At 48.5% G+C, this 14,850-nt stretch carries 12 protein-coding genes; 6 read left to right on the forward strand and 6 right to left on the reverse strand.

Annotated features, from left to right (window positions below; translation table 11 throughout):
• The first annotated feature begins 10 nt into the window (after positions 1-10).
• Positions 11-2,374 (forward strand): glycoside hydrolase family 31 protein, encoded by a 2,364-nt coding sequence (locus tag IX31_RS12695; protein ID WP_034460066.1) that lies wholly within the window; start codon positions 11-13, stop codon positions 2,372-2,374.
• A 122-nt stretch (positions 2,375-2,496) separates the two neighbouring features.
• Here the strand turns inward: IX31_RS12695 and IX31_RS12700 are convergent, their stop codons facing one another.
• Complete coding sequence (locus IX31_RS12700) at positions 2,497-4,092, reverse strand: ABC-F family ATPase (RefSeq protein WP_034458634.1); 1,596 nt, start codon at positions 4,090-4,092, stop codon at positions 2,497-2,499.
• Positions 4,093-4,326: 234 nt separating this feature from the next.
• On the opposite strand from IX31_RS12700, the gene ldtB reads away from it, so the two are divergent.
• The 5 genes from ldtB to sanA all read left to right on the forward strand — a co-directional run bounded on the left by ldtB (position 4,327) and on the right by sanA (position 8,402).
• Positions 4,327-5,247 carry a L,D-transpeptidase gene (ldtB, locus tag IX31_RS12705; RefSeq protein ID WP_034458635.1) on the forward strand — a complete coding sequence of 307 codons (921 nt, stop codon included), beginning with the start codon at positions 4,327-4,329 and terminating at the stop codon, positions 5,245-5,247.
• A gap of 195 nt (positions 5,248-5,442) precedes the next feature.
• On the forward strand, positions 5,443-5,844 hold the full coding sequence (locus tag IX31_RS12710; RefSeq protein ID WP_034458636.1) for a CidA/LrgA family protein: 402 nt from the start codon (positions 5,443-5,445) through the stop codon (positions 5,842-5,844).
• Positions 5,841-6,536 carry a CidB/LrgB family autolysis modulator gene (locus tag IX31_RS12715; protein ID WP_034458637.1) on the forward strand — a complete coding sequence of 232 codons (696 nt, stop codon included), beginning with the start codon at positions 5,841-5,843 and terminating at the stop codon, positions 6,534-6,536. The genes IX31_RS12710 and IX31_RS12715 overlap by 4 nt, the downstream gene beginning before the upstream one ends.
• Before the next feature lie 130 nt (positions 6,537-6,666).
• Positions 6,667-7,551 (forward strand): cytidine deaminase, encoded by an 885-nt coding sequence (gene cdd / locus IX31_RS12720; protein WP_034458639.1) that lies wholly within the window; start codon positions 6,667-6,669, stop codon positions 7,549-7,551.
• Positions 7,552-7,682: 131 nt separating this feature from the next.
• Complete coding sequence (gene sanA, locus IX31_RS12725) at positions 7,683-8,402, forward strand: outer membrane permeability protein SanA (protein ID WP_034458641.1); 720 nt, start codon at positions 7,683-7,685, stop codon at positions 8,400-8,402.
• 68 nt (positions 8,403-8,470) lie between these two features.
• On the opposite strand, the gene mglC is transcribed toward sanA, so the two are convergent.
• The 5 genes from mglC to yeiB all read right to left on the reverse strand — a co-directional run bounded on the left by mglC (position 8,471) and on the right by yeiB (position 14,849).
• Positions 8,471-9,481, reverse strand: coding sequence for a galactose/methyl galactoside ABC transporter permease MglC (mglC, locus tag IX31_RS12730; RefSeq protein ID WP_034458643.1), 1,011 nt, complete (start codon positions 9,479-9,481; stop codon positions 8,471-8,473).
• 20 nt (positions 9,482-9,501) lie between these two features.
• Entirely contained in the window at positions 9,502-11,022 is a 1,521-nt protein-coding gene (gene mglA / locus IX31_RS12735) for a galactose/methyl galactoside ABC transporter ATP-binding protein MglA (RefSeq protein WP_034458645.1), read from the reverse strand.
• 200 nt (positions 11,023-11,222) lie between these two features.
• Positions 11,223-12,221 (reverse strand): galactose/glucose ABC transporter substrate-binding protein MglB, encoded by a 999-nt coding sequence (gene mglB, locus IX31_RS12740; protein ID WP_034458647.1) that lies wholly within the window; start codon positions 12,219-12,221, stop codon positions 11,223-11,225.
• Positions 12,222-12,513: 292 nt separating this feature from the next.
• Positions 12,514-13,536: an HTH-type transcriptional regulator GalS gene (galS, locus tag IX31_RS12745; protein WP_034458649.1), complete on the reverse strand. Its 1,023-nt coding sequence runs from the start codon at positions 13,534-13,536 to the stop codon at positions 12,514-12,516.
• Positions 13,537-13,691: 155 nt separating this feature from the next.
• A complete protein-coding gene (yeiB, locus tag IX31_RS12750) occupies positions 13,692-14,849 on the reverse strand; it encodes a DUF418 domain-containing protein YeiB (RefSeq protein ID WP_034458651.1) in 1,158 nt (385 codons plus the stop codon).
• Position 14,850: the final 1 nt, after the last annotated feature.

Genomic DNA, 14,850 nt, shown 5'->3' on the forward strand with positions numbered 1-14,850 from the left:
ATTGTGAATGATGAAAATTTTGAAGACCTGGACACTATTGATGTCTGATGCCAACCATGTGGAACTGAGCGTGGATGGGAAGCACCGCCTGAACCTTTTTGTGTTGGAACAAGGCATGTTCCGCGTGCTGATTAAACGCGAAAACAAACTGGCGCTTAACCGTACGTGGAGTATCGCACCAGAAAATGATGTGCCATGGGAAGGGCGTAACCGCGAAAGTCTGGAAGGTTTTGCATTGCCGGGTTTCACTATAGAAGAACTCGGCGATACGCTGCGCATCAGCACCGATAAACTGCGTGTGACCGTTCACCAACCATTGTGGCTGGAGTGGGAATATCAGAACGAAGCCGCCGAATGGCAATTCCTGGCAAGTGACCGCCCAACGAGCGCTTATTTGCTCAACGCACATGGTGATGGTGTGGCGCATTATCAACGTCGTTATAAAGAAGAGCAGTATTACGGTTTAGGTGAAAAAGCGGGTCCACTTCAACGTACCGGTAAGCGTTATGAAATGCGCAACCTGGACGCAATGGGCTATAACGCAGAATCAACAGACCCATTGTACAAACATATTCCATTTACTATCACGCGCCGTCCGGATGTGAGCTTCGGGATGTTTTACGACAACCTGAGTAACTGCTGGTTGGATCTGGGTAATGAGATTGACAACTATCACCTGCCCTATCGCCGCTGGCAGGCTGAATCTGGTGATGTGGATTACTACATCTTCCTCGGCCCGCAAGTGCTGGATGTCACCAAAGCGTTTGTGCGACTGACGGGTAAAACGCTGTTTGGCCCGAAATGGAGCCTCGGTTACAGCGGCTCTACCATGCATTACACCGATGCACCTGATGCGCAAAACCAGCTGATGAGCTTTATCAAACTGTGCAACGAACATGCAATTCCATGCGATTCGTTCCAGTTATCATCGGGTTATACCTCGATTAACAACAAGCGTTACGTGTTCAACTGGAACTACGACAAGGTTCCACAGCCGAAAGTGATGAGCCAGTCGTTCCACGACGCAGGCATTAAGCTTGCGGCGAACATTAAACCTTGCCTGTTGCAGGATCACCCGCGTTATCAGGAAGTGGTTGAGCAAGGTCTGTTTATTAAAGATTCCGAGCAGGATAGTCCCGAAAAATCAGTCTTCTGGGATGATGAAGGTTCGCACCTTGATTTCACCAATCCGGCAACGGTGAAATGGTGGCAGAACGGCGTCACCACACAGTTGTTGGAAATGGGTATCGATTCTACCTGGAATGATAATAACGAATACGAAGTGTGGGATGGCGAAGCACGCTGCCATGGTTTTGGCGAAGAGATCGCTATAAAAAATATCCGCCCCGTGATGCCACTACTGATGATGCGCGCCTCTTTGGAAGCACAGCAGAAGTTTGCCCCAGAAAAACGCCCGTATCTGATTTCCCGTTCCGGTTGCGCCGGGATGCAGCGTTACGTGCAAACCTGGAGCGGCGATAACCGCACTAACTGGAATACGCTGCGCTATAACACCCGCATGGGCGTGGGCATGAGCCTGTCTGGACTGTATAACGTGGGACACGATGTCGGCGGTTTTTCCGGTGACAAACCAGAAGCCGAGCTGTTTGTGCGTTGGGTTCAAAACGGCGTGATGCACCCGCGTTTCACTATTCACTCATGGAATGACGATCAAACCGTCAACGAACCGTGGATGTACCAGTCTGTGACTCCGGCCATTCGCAGTGCCATCGAAACACGTTATCGCCTGTTGCCATATTTCTACACCCTGCTGTGGCAGGCCCATGCAGACGACGAGCCGATGCTTCGCCCGACGTTCCTCGATCACGAGCACGATGCGAAAACCTTCGAAGAGTGTGACGACTTTATGCTGGGTCGCGATTTGCTGGTGGCAAGCGTGGTGGAAGAAGGTCAACGTGAGCGCGAAGTCTGGTTGCCTGAAAATGGCGCGGGATGGTACGACTACTATACCGGTCAGTGGTATAGCGGCGGGCAGACTATTGTGGTTGATGCTCCGCTCGAACGCTTGCCGTTGCTGGTTCGCGCTGGTGCTGCATTACCCCATTCAGCACGCATCACGCATGTGAAAGCGAGCGAGGACAATGTACGCGAGCTGAAAGTGTATCCGCTGCAAGGCACCGGTGTTTCTCACGGTAGCCTGTTTGAAGATGACGGCGAGTCATGGGGTTATCAGCAAGGCAATGCGCTGTGGCTGAACTGGGAAATTCGCTGTACGGCAGAGGAAATCCGCGTGGAGTTCACCCGCAAAGGTGATTACTTCCCAGCATGGAAAGAGTTGGCGTTGACGTTGCCGACAGGTGAGAAGCGTCGCCTGGTCGTTAACGGGAAAGTGCAGGATAGCTGGGCGCTGTAGATAACAGGTGGTGGATGGCGCTTCGCTTATCCACCCTACGCTGCTCTGTAGGTCGGATAAGCGAAGCGCCATCCGACATCTCTACCACCAAAAAAAACCGCCGAATCCGGCGGTTATTTCTTTTAACCATCAATCCCTTTACTACGCAGGTAATCTTCGTAGCCACCGGTAAAGTCAATCAAGCGCTCTGGCGTAATCTCAATCACGCGGGTTGCCAGCGAGCTAACAAATTCACGGTCATGAGAAACGAAGATCAGCGTACCTGGGTACATTTCCAGCGCCATGTTCAGCGATTCAATGGATTCCATATCCAGGTGGTTGGTCGGTTCATCCATGACCAGAACGTTAGGACGTTCCATCATTAATTTACCAAACAGCATGCGGCCTTTCTCACCACCGGACAGCACCTTCGCAGGCTTTTTGATATCGTCCTGGCTGAACAGCAAACGGCCAAGGATGCTGCGCACCGCTTGCTCGTCGTCACCTTCTTGCATCCACTGGCTCATCCAGTCGAACACCGTCAGGTCATTTTCAAATTCGTATTCGTGATCCTGTGCGTAATAGCCGATTTGCACATTCTCAGACCACTTCACAGTACCTGCATCTGGAGTCAGTTCAGCAACCAGCGTTTTAAGCAACGTGGATTTACCCACGCCGTTGGTACCCAGAATGGCGAGTTTCTCACCCACTTCCAGCAGCATGTTAACGCCTTTGAACAGCGGGCCATTATCAAAGCCTTTCGCCAGACCTTCAACTTCAAGCGCATTACGGAACAGTTTCTTGTCCTGCTCGAAGCGAATGAACGGGTTCTGACGGCTGGATGCTTTAACTTCGTCCAGTTTGATTTTATCAATCTGGCGAGCACGAGAAGTCGCCTGGCGAGATTTAGACGCGTTGGCGCTAAAGCGGCTAACGAAGGATTGCAGATCAGCAATCTGCGCTTTTTTCTTCGCGTTATCAGACAACAGACGTTCACGCACTTGTGTTGCCGCTGTCATGTATTCGTCGTAGTTGCCAGGATAAACACGCAGTTCGCCGTAGTCCAGATCCGCCATGTGAGTACAAACCATGTTCAGGAAGTGACGGTCGTGCGAAATGATGATCATGGTGCTGTTACGTTCGTTGAGCACGGTTTCCAGCCAACGAATGGTGTCGATGTCCAGGTTGTTCGTCGGTTCATCAAGCAGCAGAATTTCTGGGTTTGAGAACAGTGCCTGCGCCAGCAACACGCGCAGTTTCCAGCCTGGCGCCACTTCGCTCATCGGGCCGTAATGTTGTTCTACAGGAATGCCTACGCCTAACAGCAGTTCACCTGCGCGAGCTTCAGCGGTGTAACCGTCCATCTCGCCGTAGAGGACTTCCAGGTCAGCTACTTTGTAGCCGTCTTCTTCGCTCATCTCTGGTAACGCGTAAATGCGGTCGCGCTCTTCTTTTACTTCCCAGAGTTCAGCATGGCCCATGATAACCGTGTCGAGAACGGTGAATTTCTCAAAGGCAAATTGATCCTGACGCAACTTACCGAGGCGTTCGTTCGGATCAAGTGAAACGTTACCCAGCGTTGGCTCTAAATCGCCACCGAGGATCTTCATAAAGGTAGACTTGCCGCTACCGTTAGCGCCGATCAAGCCGTAACGGTTGCCGCCGCCAAATTTGACAGAAATATTTTCAAACAACGGCTTACTGCCGAACTGCATTGTGACGTTACTGGAAACTAGCACAGAGATGTCCTGGTAATAGAAAGTTTGTAATATGTGAAATCGAGCACATTATGCCATAACTCAACGTGCAGATCGCTCTGCTTGTGCGCTGGCGATAAAATAATCAATGTGCAAAAAAGTGTGATTTAATCCACATCCGATTTCCCAGGCTGAGGGAATGCACATATAATGCGCGCTCAATTCGCTCCGTTTCTTCACTAACTAGCCTGCATGGCCATAAATACATTGCATAACATGAATATGAAACTACGCACAATTTTACTGGCATTTGTGGCTGTTGTGGCTTTTAGCAAAACAGCTTCTGCCGTGACCTATCCTCTGCCAACCGATGGCAGCCGTCTGATTGGTCAAAACCAGGTTGTCACCATTCCTGAAGGTAGCACCGCACCGCTGGAAGAATATGCAGCGCGTTACCAAATGGGCCTTTCCAACATGTTGGAAGCAAACCCAGGCGTTGACCCGTATTTGCCAAAACCAGGCACTATCCTGAACATTCCTCAGCAGCTCATCCTGCCGGATACCGTTCATGAAGGCATTGTTATCAACAGTGCTGAAATGCGCCTCTACTATTACCCGGCGGGTACTAACACGGTAATCGTGTTGCCTATCGGTATCGGCCAGTTGGGTAAAGACACCCCACTGAACTGGACGACTAAAGTAGAACGTAAGAAAGCAGGCCCGACCTGGACCCCGACTGCGAAAATGCATGCGGAATACATCGCTGCAGGTACTCCATTACCCGCCGTTGTTCCAGCTGGCCCAGACAACCCAATGGGTCTGTATGCACTCTACATTGGCCGCCTGTATGCAATTCACGGTACCAACGCTAACTTTGGTATCGGCCTGCGTGTAAGCCACGGTTGTGTGCGTCTGCGTAATGAAGACATCAAGTTCCTGTTCGAGAAAGTGCCGGTCGGTACTCGTGTTCAGTTCATCAATGAACCAGTGAAAGCAACTGTTGAGCCAGATGGTTCGCGTTACATTGAAGTACACAACCCGCTGTCTACGACTGAAGAGCAGTTCAACTCGACTGAAATCGTGCCAATCACGCTGAAAAGCAATGTGACCGCGATTACTGCTCAGCCTGATGTTGATAGCGCCGTGGTAGACCAGGCTATTTTGGGCCGTTCTGGTATGCCGGTTCGCCTGAACTAATCCATTGCTTGAGCAAAAAAGCGACCTGCGGGTCGCTTTTTTTATGCCTGCAAAACATGATGCTGTAAGAATGCCCAAAACATTCTGGAAAGTTCCTTTGAGGAATATTTGGTATGCTCATAATTCATGATGTGATCGGTAGCACATTTTAAGCTTTAATTGTATGATGAATGCGTTTCTTAAAGGGTAATCACCATGCGTAACTTGCTCACCGTAATTTGGCACTACCTGCGGTCTTTTATTTTAATTTACATATGCTTATATGCTGGCATCGCCATCTCTTCACTGCTACCAATCACCATTCCCGGCAGCATTATCGGCATGTTAATCCTATTTATTTTGCTGTCTCTGCAAATCATGCCAGCGAAGTGGGTTAAGCCAGGTTGCCATCTGCTGATTCGTTATATGGCGCTTCTCTTTGTACCGATTGGCGTGGGCGTTATGCAGTATGTCGATGTGATCAAGCAGCAATTTGGCCCGGTGGTGGTTTCCTGTTTTATCAGTACTTTAGTGGTGTTAGTCATCGTGAGCTGGAGCTCTCATTTGGTGCACGGCGAACGTAAAGTTGTGGGTGAAAGTGAGGGCAAAACAAAATGATGCATCATATCTGGTGGTCTTTACCTTTAACGGTGGTGACTTTCTTTCTCGCCCGCCAAATCGGAATGCGTTATAAGTCACCGCTGCTGAACCCGCTACTGGTTTCGATGATTGTTATCATCCCTATTCTGGTGTTTACCAGCACGCCTTATGATCACTATTTTGCCGGCAGTAAAGTGCTGAACGATTTGCTGCAACCGGCTGTAGTTGCCCTCGCTTTCCCACTGTATGAACAGCTTCACCAGATTCGTGCACGTTGGAAATCCATTATCACCATCTGTTTTATTGGCAGCATGGTGGCGATGATTACCGGTACATCCATTGCACTATTAATGGGTGCCACACCGCAAATAGCAGCGTCAATATTACCTAAGTCTGTTACAACACCGATTGCCATGGCTGTGGGTGGCAGTATTGGCGGTATCCCGGCAATTAGCGCCGTATGCGTGATTTTCGTGGGGATCCTGGGTGCAGTATTCGGTCATAGCATTTTGAATCTGATGGGTATTAAAACCAAATCGTCTCGCGGTTTATCGATGGGGGCTGCCTCCCACGCGCTGGGTACCGCACGATGTGCTGAGTTGGATTTTCAGGAAGGTGCGTTTAGCTCACTGGCACTGGTAATTTGCGGCATCATCACTTCCCTGGTTGCTCCGTTCTTATTCCCGGTGATTTTGGCTGTGTTTGGTTAAAACTTGCGAGAGATCGCGCAATTTTGTTCTTTATTTCATATGTTGCATTTGTAATTAGATAAAGATCACATATAAAGCCCATACAGACCCGTAAACTGCGGTTCAATTACTTGTTATGAGGCTACTACTTATGCGCTCACGTTTTCAGGCTGCTCTCGCACAGCTCCCGGCTTCTTTGCAAGCCGCTTTGCAACCCTTGATAGCTGATTCTCACTTCCCGGCAATGTTTAGTGCAACGGAAGTCGATTCACTGAAAGCCCAGACTGGCCTTGATGACGATGCACTGGCATTCGCTTTGCTGCCGCTTGCTGCCGCCTGTGCTCGTGCTGATTTATCTCAGTTCTATGTTGGTGCAGTAGCTCGTGGCGTAAGCGGTAATCTCTATTTTGGCGGCAATATGGAGTTTCTTGGCTCCACCATGCAGCAGACCGTTCATGCCGAGCAAAGCGCGATTACTCACGCGTGGATGCGCGGGGAAAAAGCTCTTGCTGCAATTACCGTTAACTACACGCCATGTGGGCACTGCCGCCAGTTTATGAATGAACTGAACAGCGGCGTGGCATTGCGCATTAACCTTCCAGGCCGTAAGCCTGCAACCCTCGGCGACTATTTGCCTGATGCCTTTGGTCCTCGCGATTTAGAAATCAAAACATTACTGCTTGACGCAATGGATCATGGCTTTGCACTGCACGGTGACGAGCTAAGTCAGGCGGCTATTGCAGCAGCAAACCGCAGCCATGCGCCATACAGTAACGCGCCTTCTGGTGTTGCACTGGAAATGCGCGACGGAACGATTTTCAAAGGAAGTTATGCTGAAAACGCAGCATTCAATCCTTCCCTGCCGCCACTGCAAGCTGCATTGAATCTGCTTAGCCTCTCAGGCTATGACTACAATGAAATTCAGCGAGCGATCCTTGCAGAAAAAGCCGATGCGCCATTGACGCAGTGGGATGCCACTGCCGCAACCCTGAAAGCGTTGGGCTGCCTGAATATCGACCGCGCACTTCTGAGCTAGAAACCACAGAACGGGCGTAAATGCGCCCGTTCTGGCGAATTTTAATTCAACCAACTCCACGAATCTTGCTCTTAACCACCAGGTAAAGTAGCCTTGAATAAAATTTCATCCCTTTATTGAGCTGCAAGCCCATGTTGAAGCGCTTGTTTTATAGCCTGTTGGTCATCATCGGCTTGGCTGTGATAGCTGCGCTATGTCTTGACCGCTGGATAAGCTGGAAAACAGCGCCTTACGTCTACGACGAACTTCAGGATTTACCGTACCGCCAGGTCGGTGTGGTGCTGGGAACTGCCAAGTATTACCGCACTGGCGTGATTAATCAGTACTATCAATTCCGTATTCAGGGTGCTTTAAATGCTTATAACAGCGGCAAAGTGAACTATCTGCTATTAAGCGGAGATAACGCCCTGCAGAGTTACAACGAACCGATGACCATGCGTAAAGATCTGATTGCCGGTGGCGTTGATCCTGCCGATATCGTGCTGGACTACGCAGGTTTTCGTACTCTGGATTCAATCGTTCGTACCCGAAAAGTGTTTGATACTAATGATTTTATTATTATCACCCAGCGTTTCCATTGCGAACGCGCACTGTTTATCGCCCTGCATATGGGGATTCAGGCGCAGTGTTATGCAGTGCCATCACCGAAAAATATGATGACTGTACGTATCAGAGAGTTTGGTGCGCGTTTAGGTGCGCTGGCAGATTTGTATATCTTCAAGCGGGAGCCACGTTTCCTTGGGCCGCTAGTCCCCATTCCTGCAATGCACGAAGTTCCTGAAGATGCACAAGCTTACCCGGCGGTAACACCAGAACAGTTACTGGAATTGCAGAAGAAAGATAAGAAGTAGAGGCAAGGTAAACGCATAAAAAAACCCGCACATATCTTCCTGTGCGGGTTTTGGTAAAACAATGAATATTACTTCTTACGAGCGTACTTCAGAGAGTCCAGGGCTACTGCGAAGATAATAATCGCGCCTTTGATAATATACTGCCAGTAAGGGTTTACACCGATATACGTCAGACCGTAGTTGATGACCGTAAAGATGATTACACCGGTCACTACGCCGACAACCGTACCCACGCCACCGCTGAATGACACGCCGCCTACCACGCACGCCGCAATCGCATCGAGTTCGTACATAAAGCCGAGGTTGTTGGTTGCAGAACCGATACGACCTGCTTCTAACATCCCACCGAAGGCGTAGAACACACCTGACAGCGCATAAATCATGATCAGGTTCAGTGCAACGTTAACGCCTGAAACTTTAGCGGCTTCCGGGTTACCACCGATAGCGAAGATGTTCTTACCAAAGCGAGTTTTGTTCCACAGTACCCACACGAACATCACAGCAAATAACGCATAGAAGGTAATGTAGGAAAGCCGGAAACTCCCTAACGCGATAAAGCCCTGGGTAAACGTCGAGAAATGCGATTCAAAACCAGAAACCGGCGATGCTCCCACGAAGTCGTAATACAGGGAGTTAATGCCATAAACGATAATCATGGTACCCAAAGTGGTGATAAACGGCGTGACGTTCAGGTAGGCGATGATAATTCCGTTCACCAGGCCAATGACCGCACCGATAGAGCACACGATCAGCAGTACTACCGGGATAGGCAGGCTGTGCATGTCAGGGAAAACTTTATTAACGTTATCCATTGATTGCAGCAGTGTAGCCGCGATTACTGCCGCAAGCCCCACCTGACGACCAGCAGAAAGGTCAGTACCCTGGGTCACAATCAGCCCCGCCACACCCAGTGCAATAATAATACGCACGGAGGATTGGGTCAGAATATTACTTAAGTTGAGTAAACTTAAAAACGTCGGATCCTGGAAAATAATAATTGCCAGTAGCACCAGCAAAACGACATAAATGCCGCCTTCTTTCAGATAAGTTAGAAAACTTTTCTTATTTAACGCACTCATTTTCAATAGCCCCTAAATTATCAAAGATGCACTGACGCAAGACGTAATATTTCGTTCTGCGTGGTTGTTTTAGTGTCTACAATTCCGGCAACAAGGCCATTACTCATTACCAAAATACGATCTGTAATCCCTAACAACTCCGGCATTTCGGACGAAATAATAATGATTCCTTTCCCTTTCTTAGCAAGTTCAGCAATCAGCTGATAAATTTCAAACTTAGCACCAACATCGATTCCACGAGTTGGCTCATCCAGCATTAAGATTTCAGGCTGTGTTAACAACCAACGCCCGATAATAACTTTCTGTTGGTTACCACCAGATAGCGAACCAATAGAAGTACGGTGGCCAGGTGTTTTTACACGCATTGAGTCAATTACCCATTGGGTATCACTTTTCATGCGTGAATTATCTAATAAGCCAACTTTGTTTTTATAATTGCGAATATTAGAAATCAGCGAGTTAAAACCGATATCCAGATAAGCGTAAATCCCCGTCGAGCGACGCTCTTCAGTCACTAACGCAAAGCCATGGTTAATCGCTTCATTCGCCGAATGGTTATTAATTTTTTTACCGTGCAGGTTAATAGTTCCGGCAGATTTTTCACGGATACCAAATAACGTTTCAACGATATCAGTACGCTTTGCACCAACCAGGCCGGCAATACCGAGGATCTCCCCTTTATGCAAATCGAAGGAGACATCACGAATTGAAGGCTGACGCAACGAGGTTAAATTACGCACCTCCAAAATCACGTCACCCGGCACGTTCTCTTTTGTCGGGAAGCGCTGGTTCAGAGAGCGCCCAACCATCATGGAAATGATTTTGTCCATATCCAGCCCTTCTAATGGCTGGGTGGCAATCCATTGTCCGTCACGCAAGATGGTTATTTCATCACACAACTGGAAGATCTCTTCCATTTTGTGAGAGATATAAACAATGCCGCAACCACGTTCTTTTAATTTACGAATGATTTTGAAAAGGTGGTTAACTTCCTTTTCTGTCAGTGAGGATGTTGGCTCATCCATAATGACGATTTTGGCATTGTAAGAGAACGCTTTAGCGATTTCGATCATCTGCATTTGTGAAACTGACAACGTACCAACGCGAGCACGTGGGTCAATATCAATATCCAGTTCATCAAAGATATGTTTGGTATCACGGTACATTTTGTCTTGATCGACAAATACACCTTTGGTTGGGTAACGCCCCAGCCACATGTTATCCATTACGGTACGTTGTAAAACCAGGTTAAGTTCCTGGTGCACCATGGAAATACCATTTTCCAGCGCTTCTTTGGTGCTGGAAAAATTAACTTCATTTCCCTGAAAAAGGATGCTGCCGGAATCTTTGGCATAGATCCCAAAAAGACATTTTAATAACGTTGATTTACCAGCCCCGTTTTCACCCATTAATGCGTGAATAGAATGAGGACGGACTTTTAAATTAACATTATCCAGTGCCTTAACGCCGGGGAATGATTTATTAATGTTGGTCATTTCCAACAAATATTCCGACGACTGATTTGTAATATTGTCGACCATAATTACGGTTCCAATAGTGTCACTGAGTGGATTGAGCCGAACGTAAATTACGTCCGACTCGACACCGTTAAAACAATATTCAAAATAATCCGAATTGCGCAAAGGCGACAAGCTCTTGAATCCCCGGAAACTTACTCAAGTAAGTGACCGGGGTGAGCGAATGCAGTTAACGCATCAGCGGCTCGAAGTATGAAGAATACTTATTTACCCGTAAATTCAGCCAGGTTGCTTTGATCAACGCCGACATATGGGATACGAACGATTTTGTCTTCGATTTTCCACTTAGTGCCATCAGCGGCAGGCTTACCAGCAGCCAGGTTTTTAGCCAGGTCGAAGGTTGCTTTTGCCTGGTTGTTAGCATCGTTCAAAACGGTACCGGCCATTGCGCCAGATTTAACCAGTGCCAGCGCTTCTGGCAGGGCATCTACACCAAATACTGGAATAGAAGATTTGTTGTGCGCTTTGAGCGCTTCAACTGCACCCATTGCCATCGCATCGTTGTTGGCGATAACCACTTCGATTTTGTTAGCGTTCGGGCCAGACAACCATGCGTCCATCTTATCTTTCGCCTGAGCGGTATCCCACATTGCAGTATCTAACTGCAGCTGTTGGGTTTTCAGACCTTTATTATTCAACTCTTTGATAACGTAGGTAGTACGCGCTTCAGCATCCGGGTGACCTGGTTCACCTTTGAGCAGTACGAACTGAATCTGACCATCTTTGTTCAGGTCCCAGGCCGGGTTAGCTGCCCAATGTTTTGCAATCAGGTCGCCCTGAATGATGCCTGATTCTTTAGAGTCAGTACCGACGTAGTAAGCTTTGTCGTAGCTATCGAGCGCTTTACGAGAAGGTTCTTTGTTGTAGAACACGATTGGAATGTTCTGGCCGCGTGCTTTTTCGATAACAGTGCCAGCAGCAGCCGGGTCAACCAGGTTGATTGCCAGTGCTTTCACGCCTTTTGCCAACAGCACGTCAATCTGATCGTTCTGCTTGGACTGGTCATTCTGAGAGTCGTTCATCAGCAGTTCTACGTCTGGCGAAGCTTTTGCATCTTTCTCAATCGCTTTGCGAACCACTGACATAAAGTTATCGTCATATTTGTAAATGGTCACGCCAATACGGGTATCAGCTGCATGAGCGGCTGCGCCAAACAACATGCAAGACATAACGGCGGACAGGGTCAAAACCTTCTTATTCATGGTATCTCCGGTTTTTTTGCAGGGTAGTTCTTAGGGGTATTCAGGCAGGCAGCGTTGTTACAAAAACGTTACTGAATGCCGAAAATTTTTCTGTTCTAAAAAACTCTTCCGTGTTCAATAACGTTCCATAACAGCTTTTATTGATAGTTTTTTGCCGAATACCTATACGTAAACTGATTATTCACCGTTACATATAGTTTCAGCTTATAAGACGCTGACATCATAGTCATCGCATTGTTAATTAACTGTGAATTTACTCACAAATTGAAACCGGTTACATAAAAGACTTTTTTCAGAGAGTGATCGGTGCCGCAATTTGCCGTGGAGCAACAGAATGGCGGCGAACTAAAGTCGGCATAAAACAGTGTGTTTCACCATGATCGAGCGTTCCTGCCGCACCCTGTAATGCCAGTTCAGTGGCCAGTCTTGCCATTGAAACAATGGGATAGCGCACCGTTGTGAGTTGCGGATCGGTGTAACGCGCAATAGGAATATCATCAAAGCCAATCACAGAGACATGATGTGGCACGACAATGCCATTGTCTTTCAACGCAGTTAACGCACCTGCAGCCATGCTGTCGTTATAGGCAAATACCGCACTAAGTTGCAGATTGCGGCCTAATAACTCGACCATTGCCGCTTCACCACCTTGCATATCGGGTGAACCCACACCGACCCAGCTTTCGGGCGGTACAATCCCCTGCTCACTCATGCCACGCAGCCATCCTTCCCGACGCTGCGCGTTATCTTCAATTGCATGGCTCGATGCCAGATAACCGATGCGCTGATGGCCTTGATTAAACAGCATTCTTGTTGCCATCAAAGCACCGCTGATATTATCCAGCCCGACACATCGATGTTCGTAACCCGGTACAATGCGGTTAACCAGCACCATGCCTGGAATGTGATCGAGGAACTCGGCCAACTCTTTATCACCAAGTGCTTTAGCATGAACAATCAATGCGTTACATCGTTGACGGATCAATACCTCAATAGCATGACGCTCTTTTTCTTCCTGATGGTAGCTGTTGCCAATGAGCACATATTTGTTGTGCTCCTGTGCCACAACATCCACCGCTTTGACCAACGCGCCAAAAAATGGATCGGAGACATCCATCACCACTACACCGATAGTATCGCTGACCTGCGTTGCCAGAGCCTGGGCGTTAGCATTCGGGCGATAGCCCAATTGCGCCACCGCCTGCATCACACTTTCACGGGTATCAGCACTGACCAGCGCGCTGTTATTGAGTACACGGGATACGGTCGCCACGGAGACGCCGGCGATTCGGGCAACGTCACGAATGGTGATCATATTTATCACCAGGCGAAGGAGGAATTAGTCTCATGAATGCACCCTGTATATGGCAAGGTGGCTATTCTGGCAGCGACTTGGGAATGACTACGTGAGGATGATCACATCAATGAAAACGCTTACATACATATCGTTAACGTTTGTGATGTATATCATTATCTTGCTGGATGCTTCAGTGATACCCCTGCAGCACGTGCGGTTAGTTGTCTCCAGAGCCACTCAACCGGCCCTTGACGGAAGTAACGCAGCCAGAGCATAGAGAATAAGATATTGATTGCCCAGACAAAAGGCACAATCCCCAACAGGCTCAGACGGTCAAACTTCATGAACCAGCCCATGCGGAAGAAGAAGGTGGTGCAAATAACTGTTTGCAGTAAATAGTTCGACAATGCCATTCGCCCGACATGCGCTATCGCATTCACCAGACGCAAGCGCGACAACTGTGGCCAGTAGCCAAATGCGAGTGCTGCATAGCCAATCGTTTGAAACGGAGCACTCAATTCCCGCGGTGCTTGCAGCAAGAAAGCGCACCAGCGATACATCCAGCCAAGGTGCCACTGGGCATAAATCGCAGGTATGTTAATTAGCATCCCAACCACAATCAGCCACACGCCAATGCGGCGATAATGATGCAGGCTAAATTCCCCTCGCAGCCAGCCACTGCGCATTAATGACGCGCCAATCAGCATCATCCCCGCCAGTTGCCAACCGTACTGCGCGCCCAGAGCAACGAGGTTTGATGAGAGCAAATCAATGCGATTGCTAATGGCCTCAGTCCCGCCGTTAAGCTTCCACCACTGCTCGTACTGCAAATTTGCGGCATCGGGGATCCATGAGCGGTTCGGTGCATCACCGGAAATAAATCCTAGCAATAACAGCACGCCAATACCGGTGAGATATAAGATAACGCCAGTATTAAATAATGAACGATTACCCGGCGCATCACGAATCAGACGCCAGCACACCAACCCCACTAAACCGTAGGCCAGCAAAATATCGCCATCCCAAAGGAAAATAGCGTGCATGAAACCGAGCAGAACTAATAACGTCAGACGTGACTGAATCCAGCGCTTGCCGCGATGTAACAACATCTGCAAACCAGCACCAAACAACAGAGCAAACAGAGTAAGGAATTTTACTTGGGCAAAAAGATCTAAAATCGCCCAGGTCCAGGCATCGTGGTCAGTAGCGGAGCCGGACCAGGCTGGATTAAGGTACGCCGCCTTCGGTAAACCGAAGGCCACGATATTAAGCATCAGGATGCCGAGAATAGCGACGCCACGGACAAAATCCAGCGTAACGTTTCTACTCATA

It is taken from the genome of Buttiauxella noackiae (assembly GCF_000737905.1).
In the GTDB taxonomy this organism is placed as follows: Bacteria; Pseudomonadota; Gammaproteobacteria; order Enterobacterales; family Enterobacteriaceae; genus Buttiauxella; species Buttiauxella noackiae.

Bases quoted from the DNA above. Each gene is read 5' to 3' on its own strand.
- IX31_RS12695 (WP_034460066.1), top strand. From the start codon at position 11: ATGAAAATTTTGAAGACCTGGACACTATTGATGTCTGATGCCAACCAT.
- ldtB (WP_034458635.1), top strand. From the start codon at position 4,327: ATGAATATGAAACTACGCACAATTTTACTGGCATTTGTGGCTGTTGTG.
- IX31_RS12710 (WP_034458636.1), top strand. From the start codon at position 5,443: ATGCGTAACTTGCTCACCGTAATTTGGCACTACCTGCGGTCTTTTATT.
- IX31_RS12715 (WP_034458637.1), top strand. From the start codon at position 5,841: ATGATGCATCATATCTGGTGGTCTTTACCTTTAACGGTGGTGACTTTC.
- cdd (WP_034458639.1), top strand. From the start codon at position 6,667: ATGCGCTCACGTTTTCAGGCTGCTCTCGCACAGCTCCCGGCTTCTTTG.
- sanA (WP_034458641.1), top strand. From the start codon at position 7,683: ATGTTGAAGCGCTTGTTTTATAGCCTGTTGGTCATCATCGGCTTGGCT.
- mglC (WP_034458643.1), bottom strand. From the start codon at position 9,481: ATGAGTGCGTTAAATAAGAAAAGTTTTCTAACTTATCTGAAAGAAGGC.
- mglA (WP_034458645.1), bottom strand. From the start codon at position 11,022: ATGGTCGACAATATTACAAATCAGTCGTCGGAATATTTGTTGGAAATG.
- mglB (WP_034458647.1), bottom strand. From the start codon at position 12,221: ATGAATAAGAAGGTTTTGACCCTGTCCGCCGTTATGTCTTGCATGTTG.
- galS (WP_034458649.1), bottom strand. From the start codon at position 13,536: ATGATCACCATTCGTGACGTTGCCCGAATCGCCGGCGTCTCCGTGGCG.
- yeiB (WP_034458651.1), bottom strand. From the start codon at position 14,849: ATGAGTAGAAACGTTACGCTGGATTTTGTCCGTGGCGTCGCTATTCTC.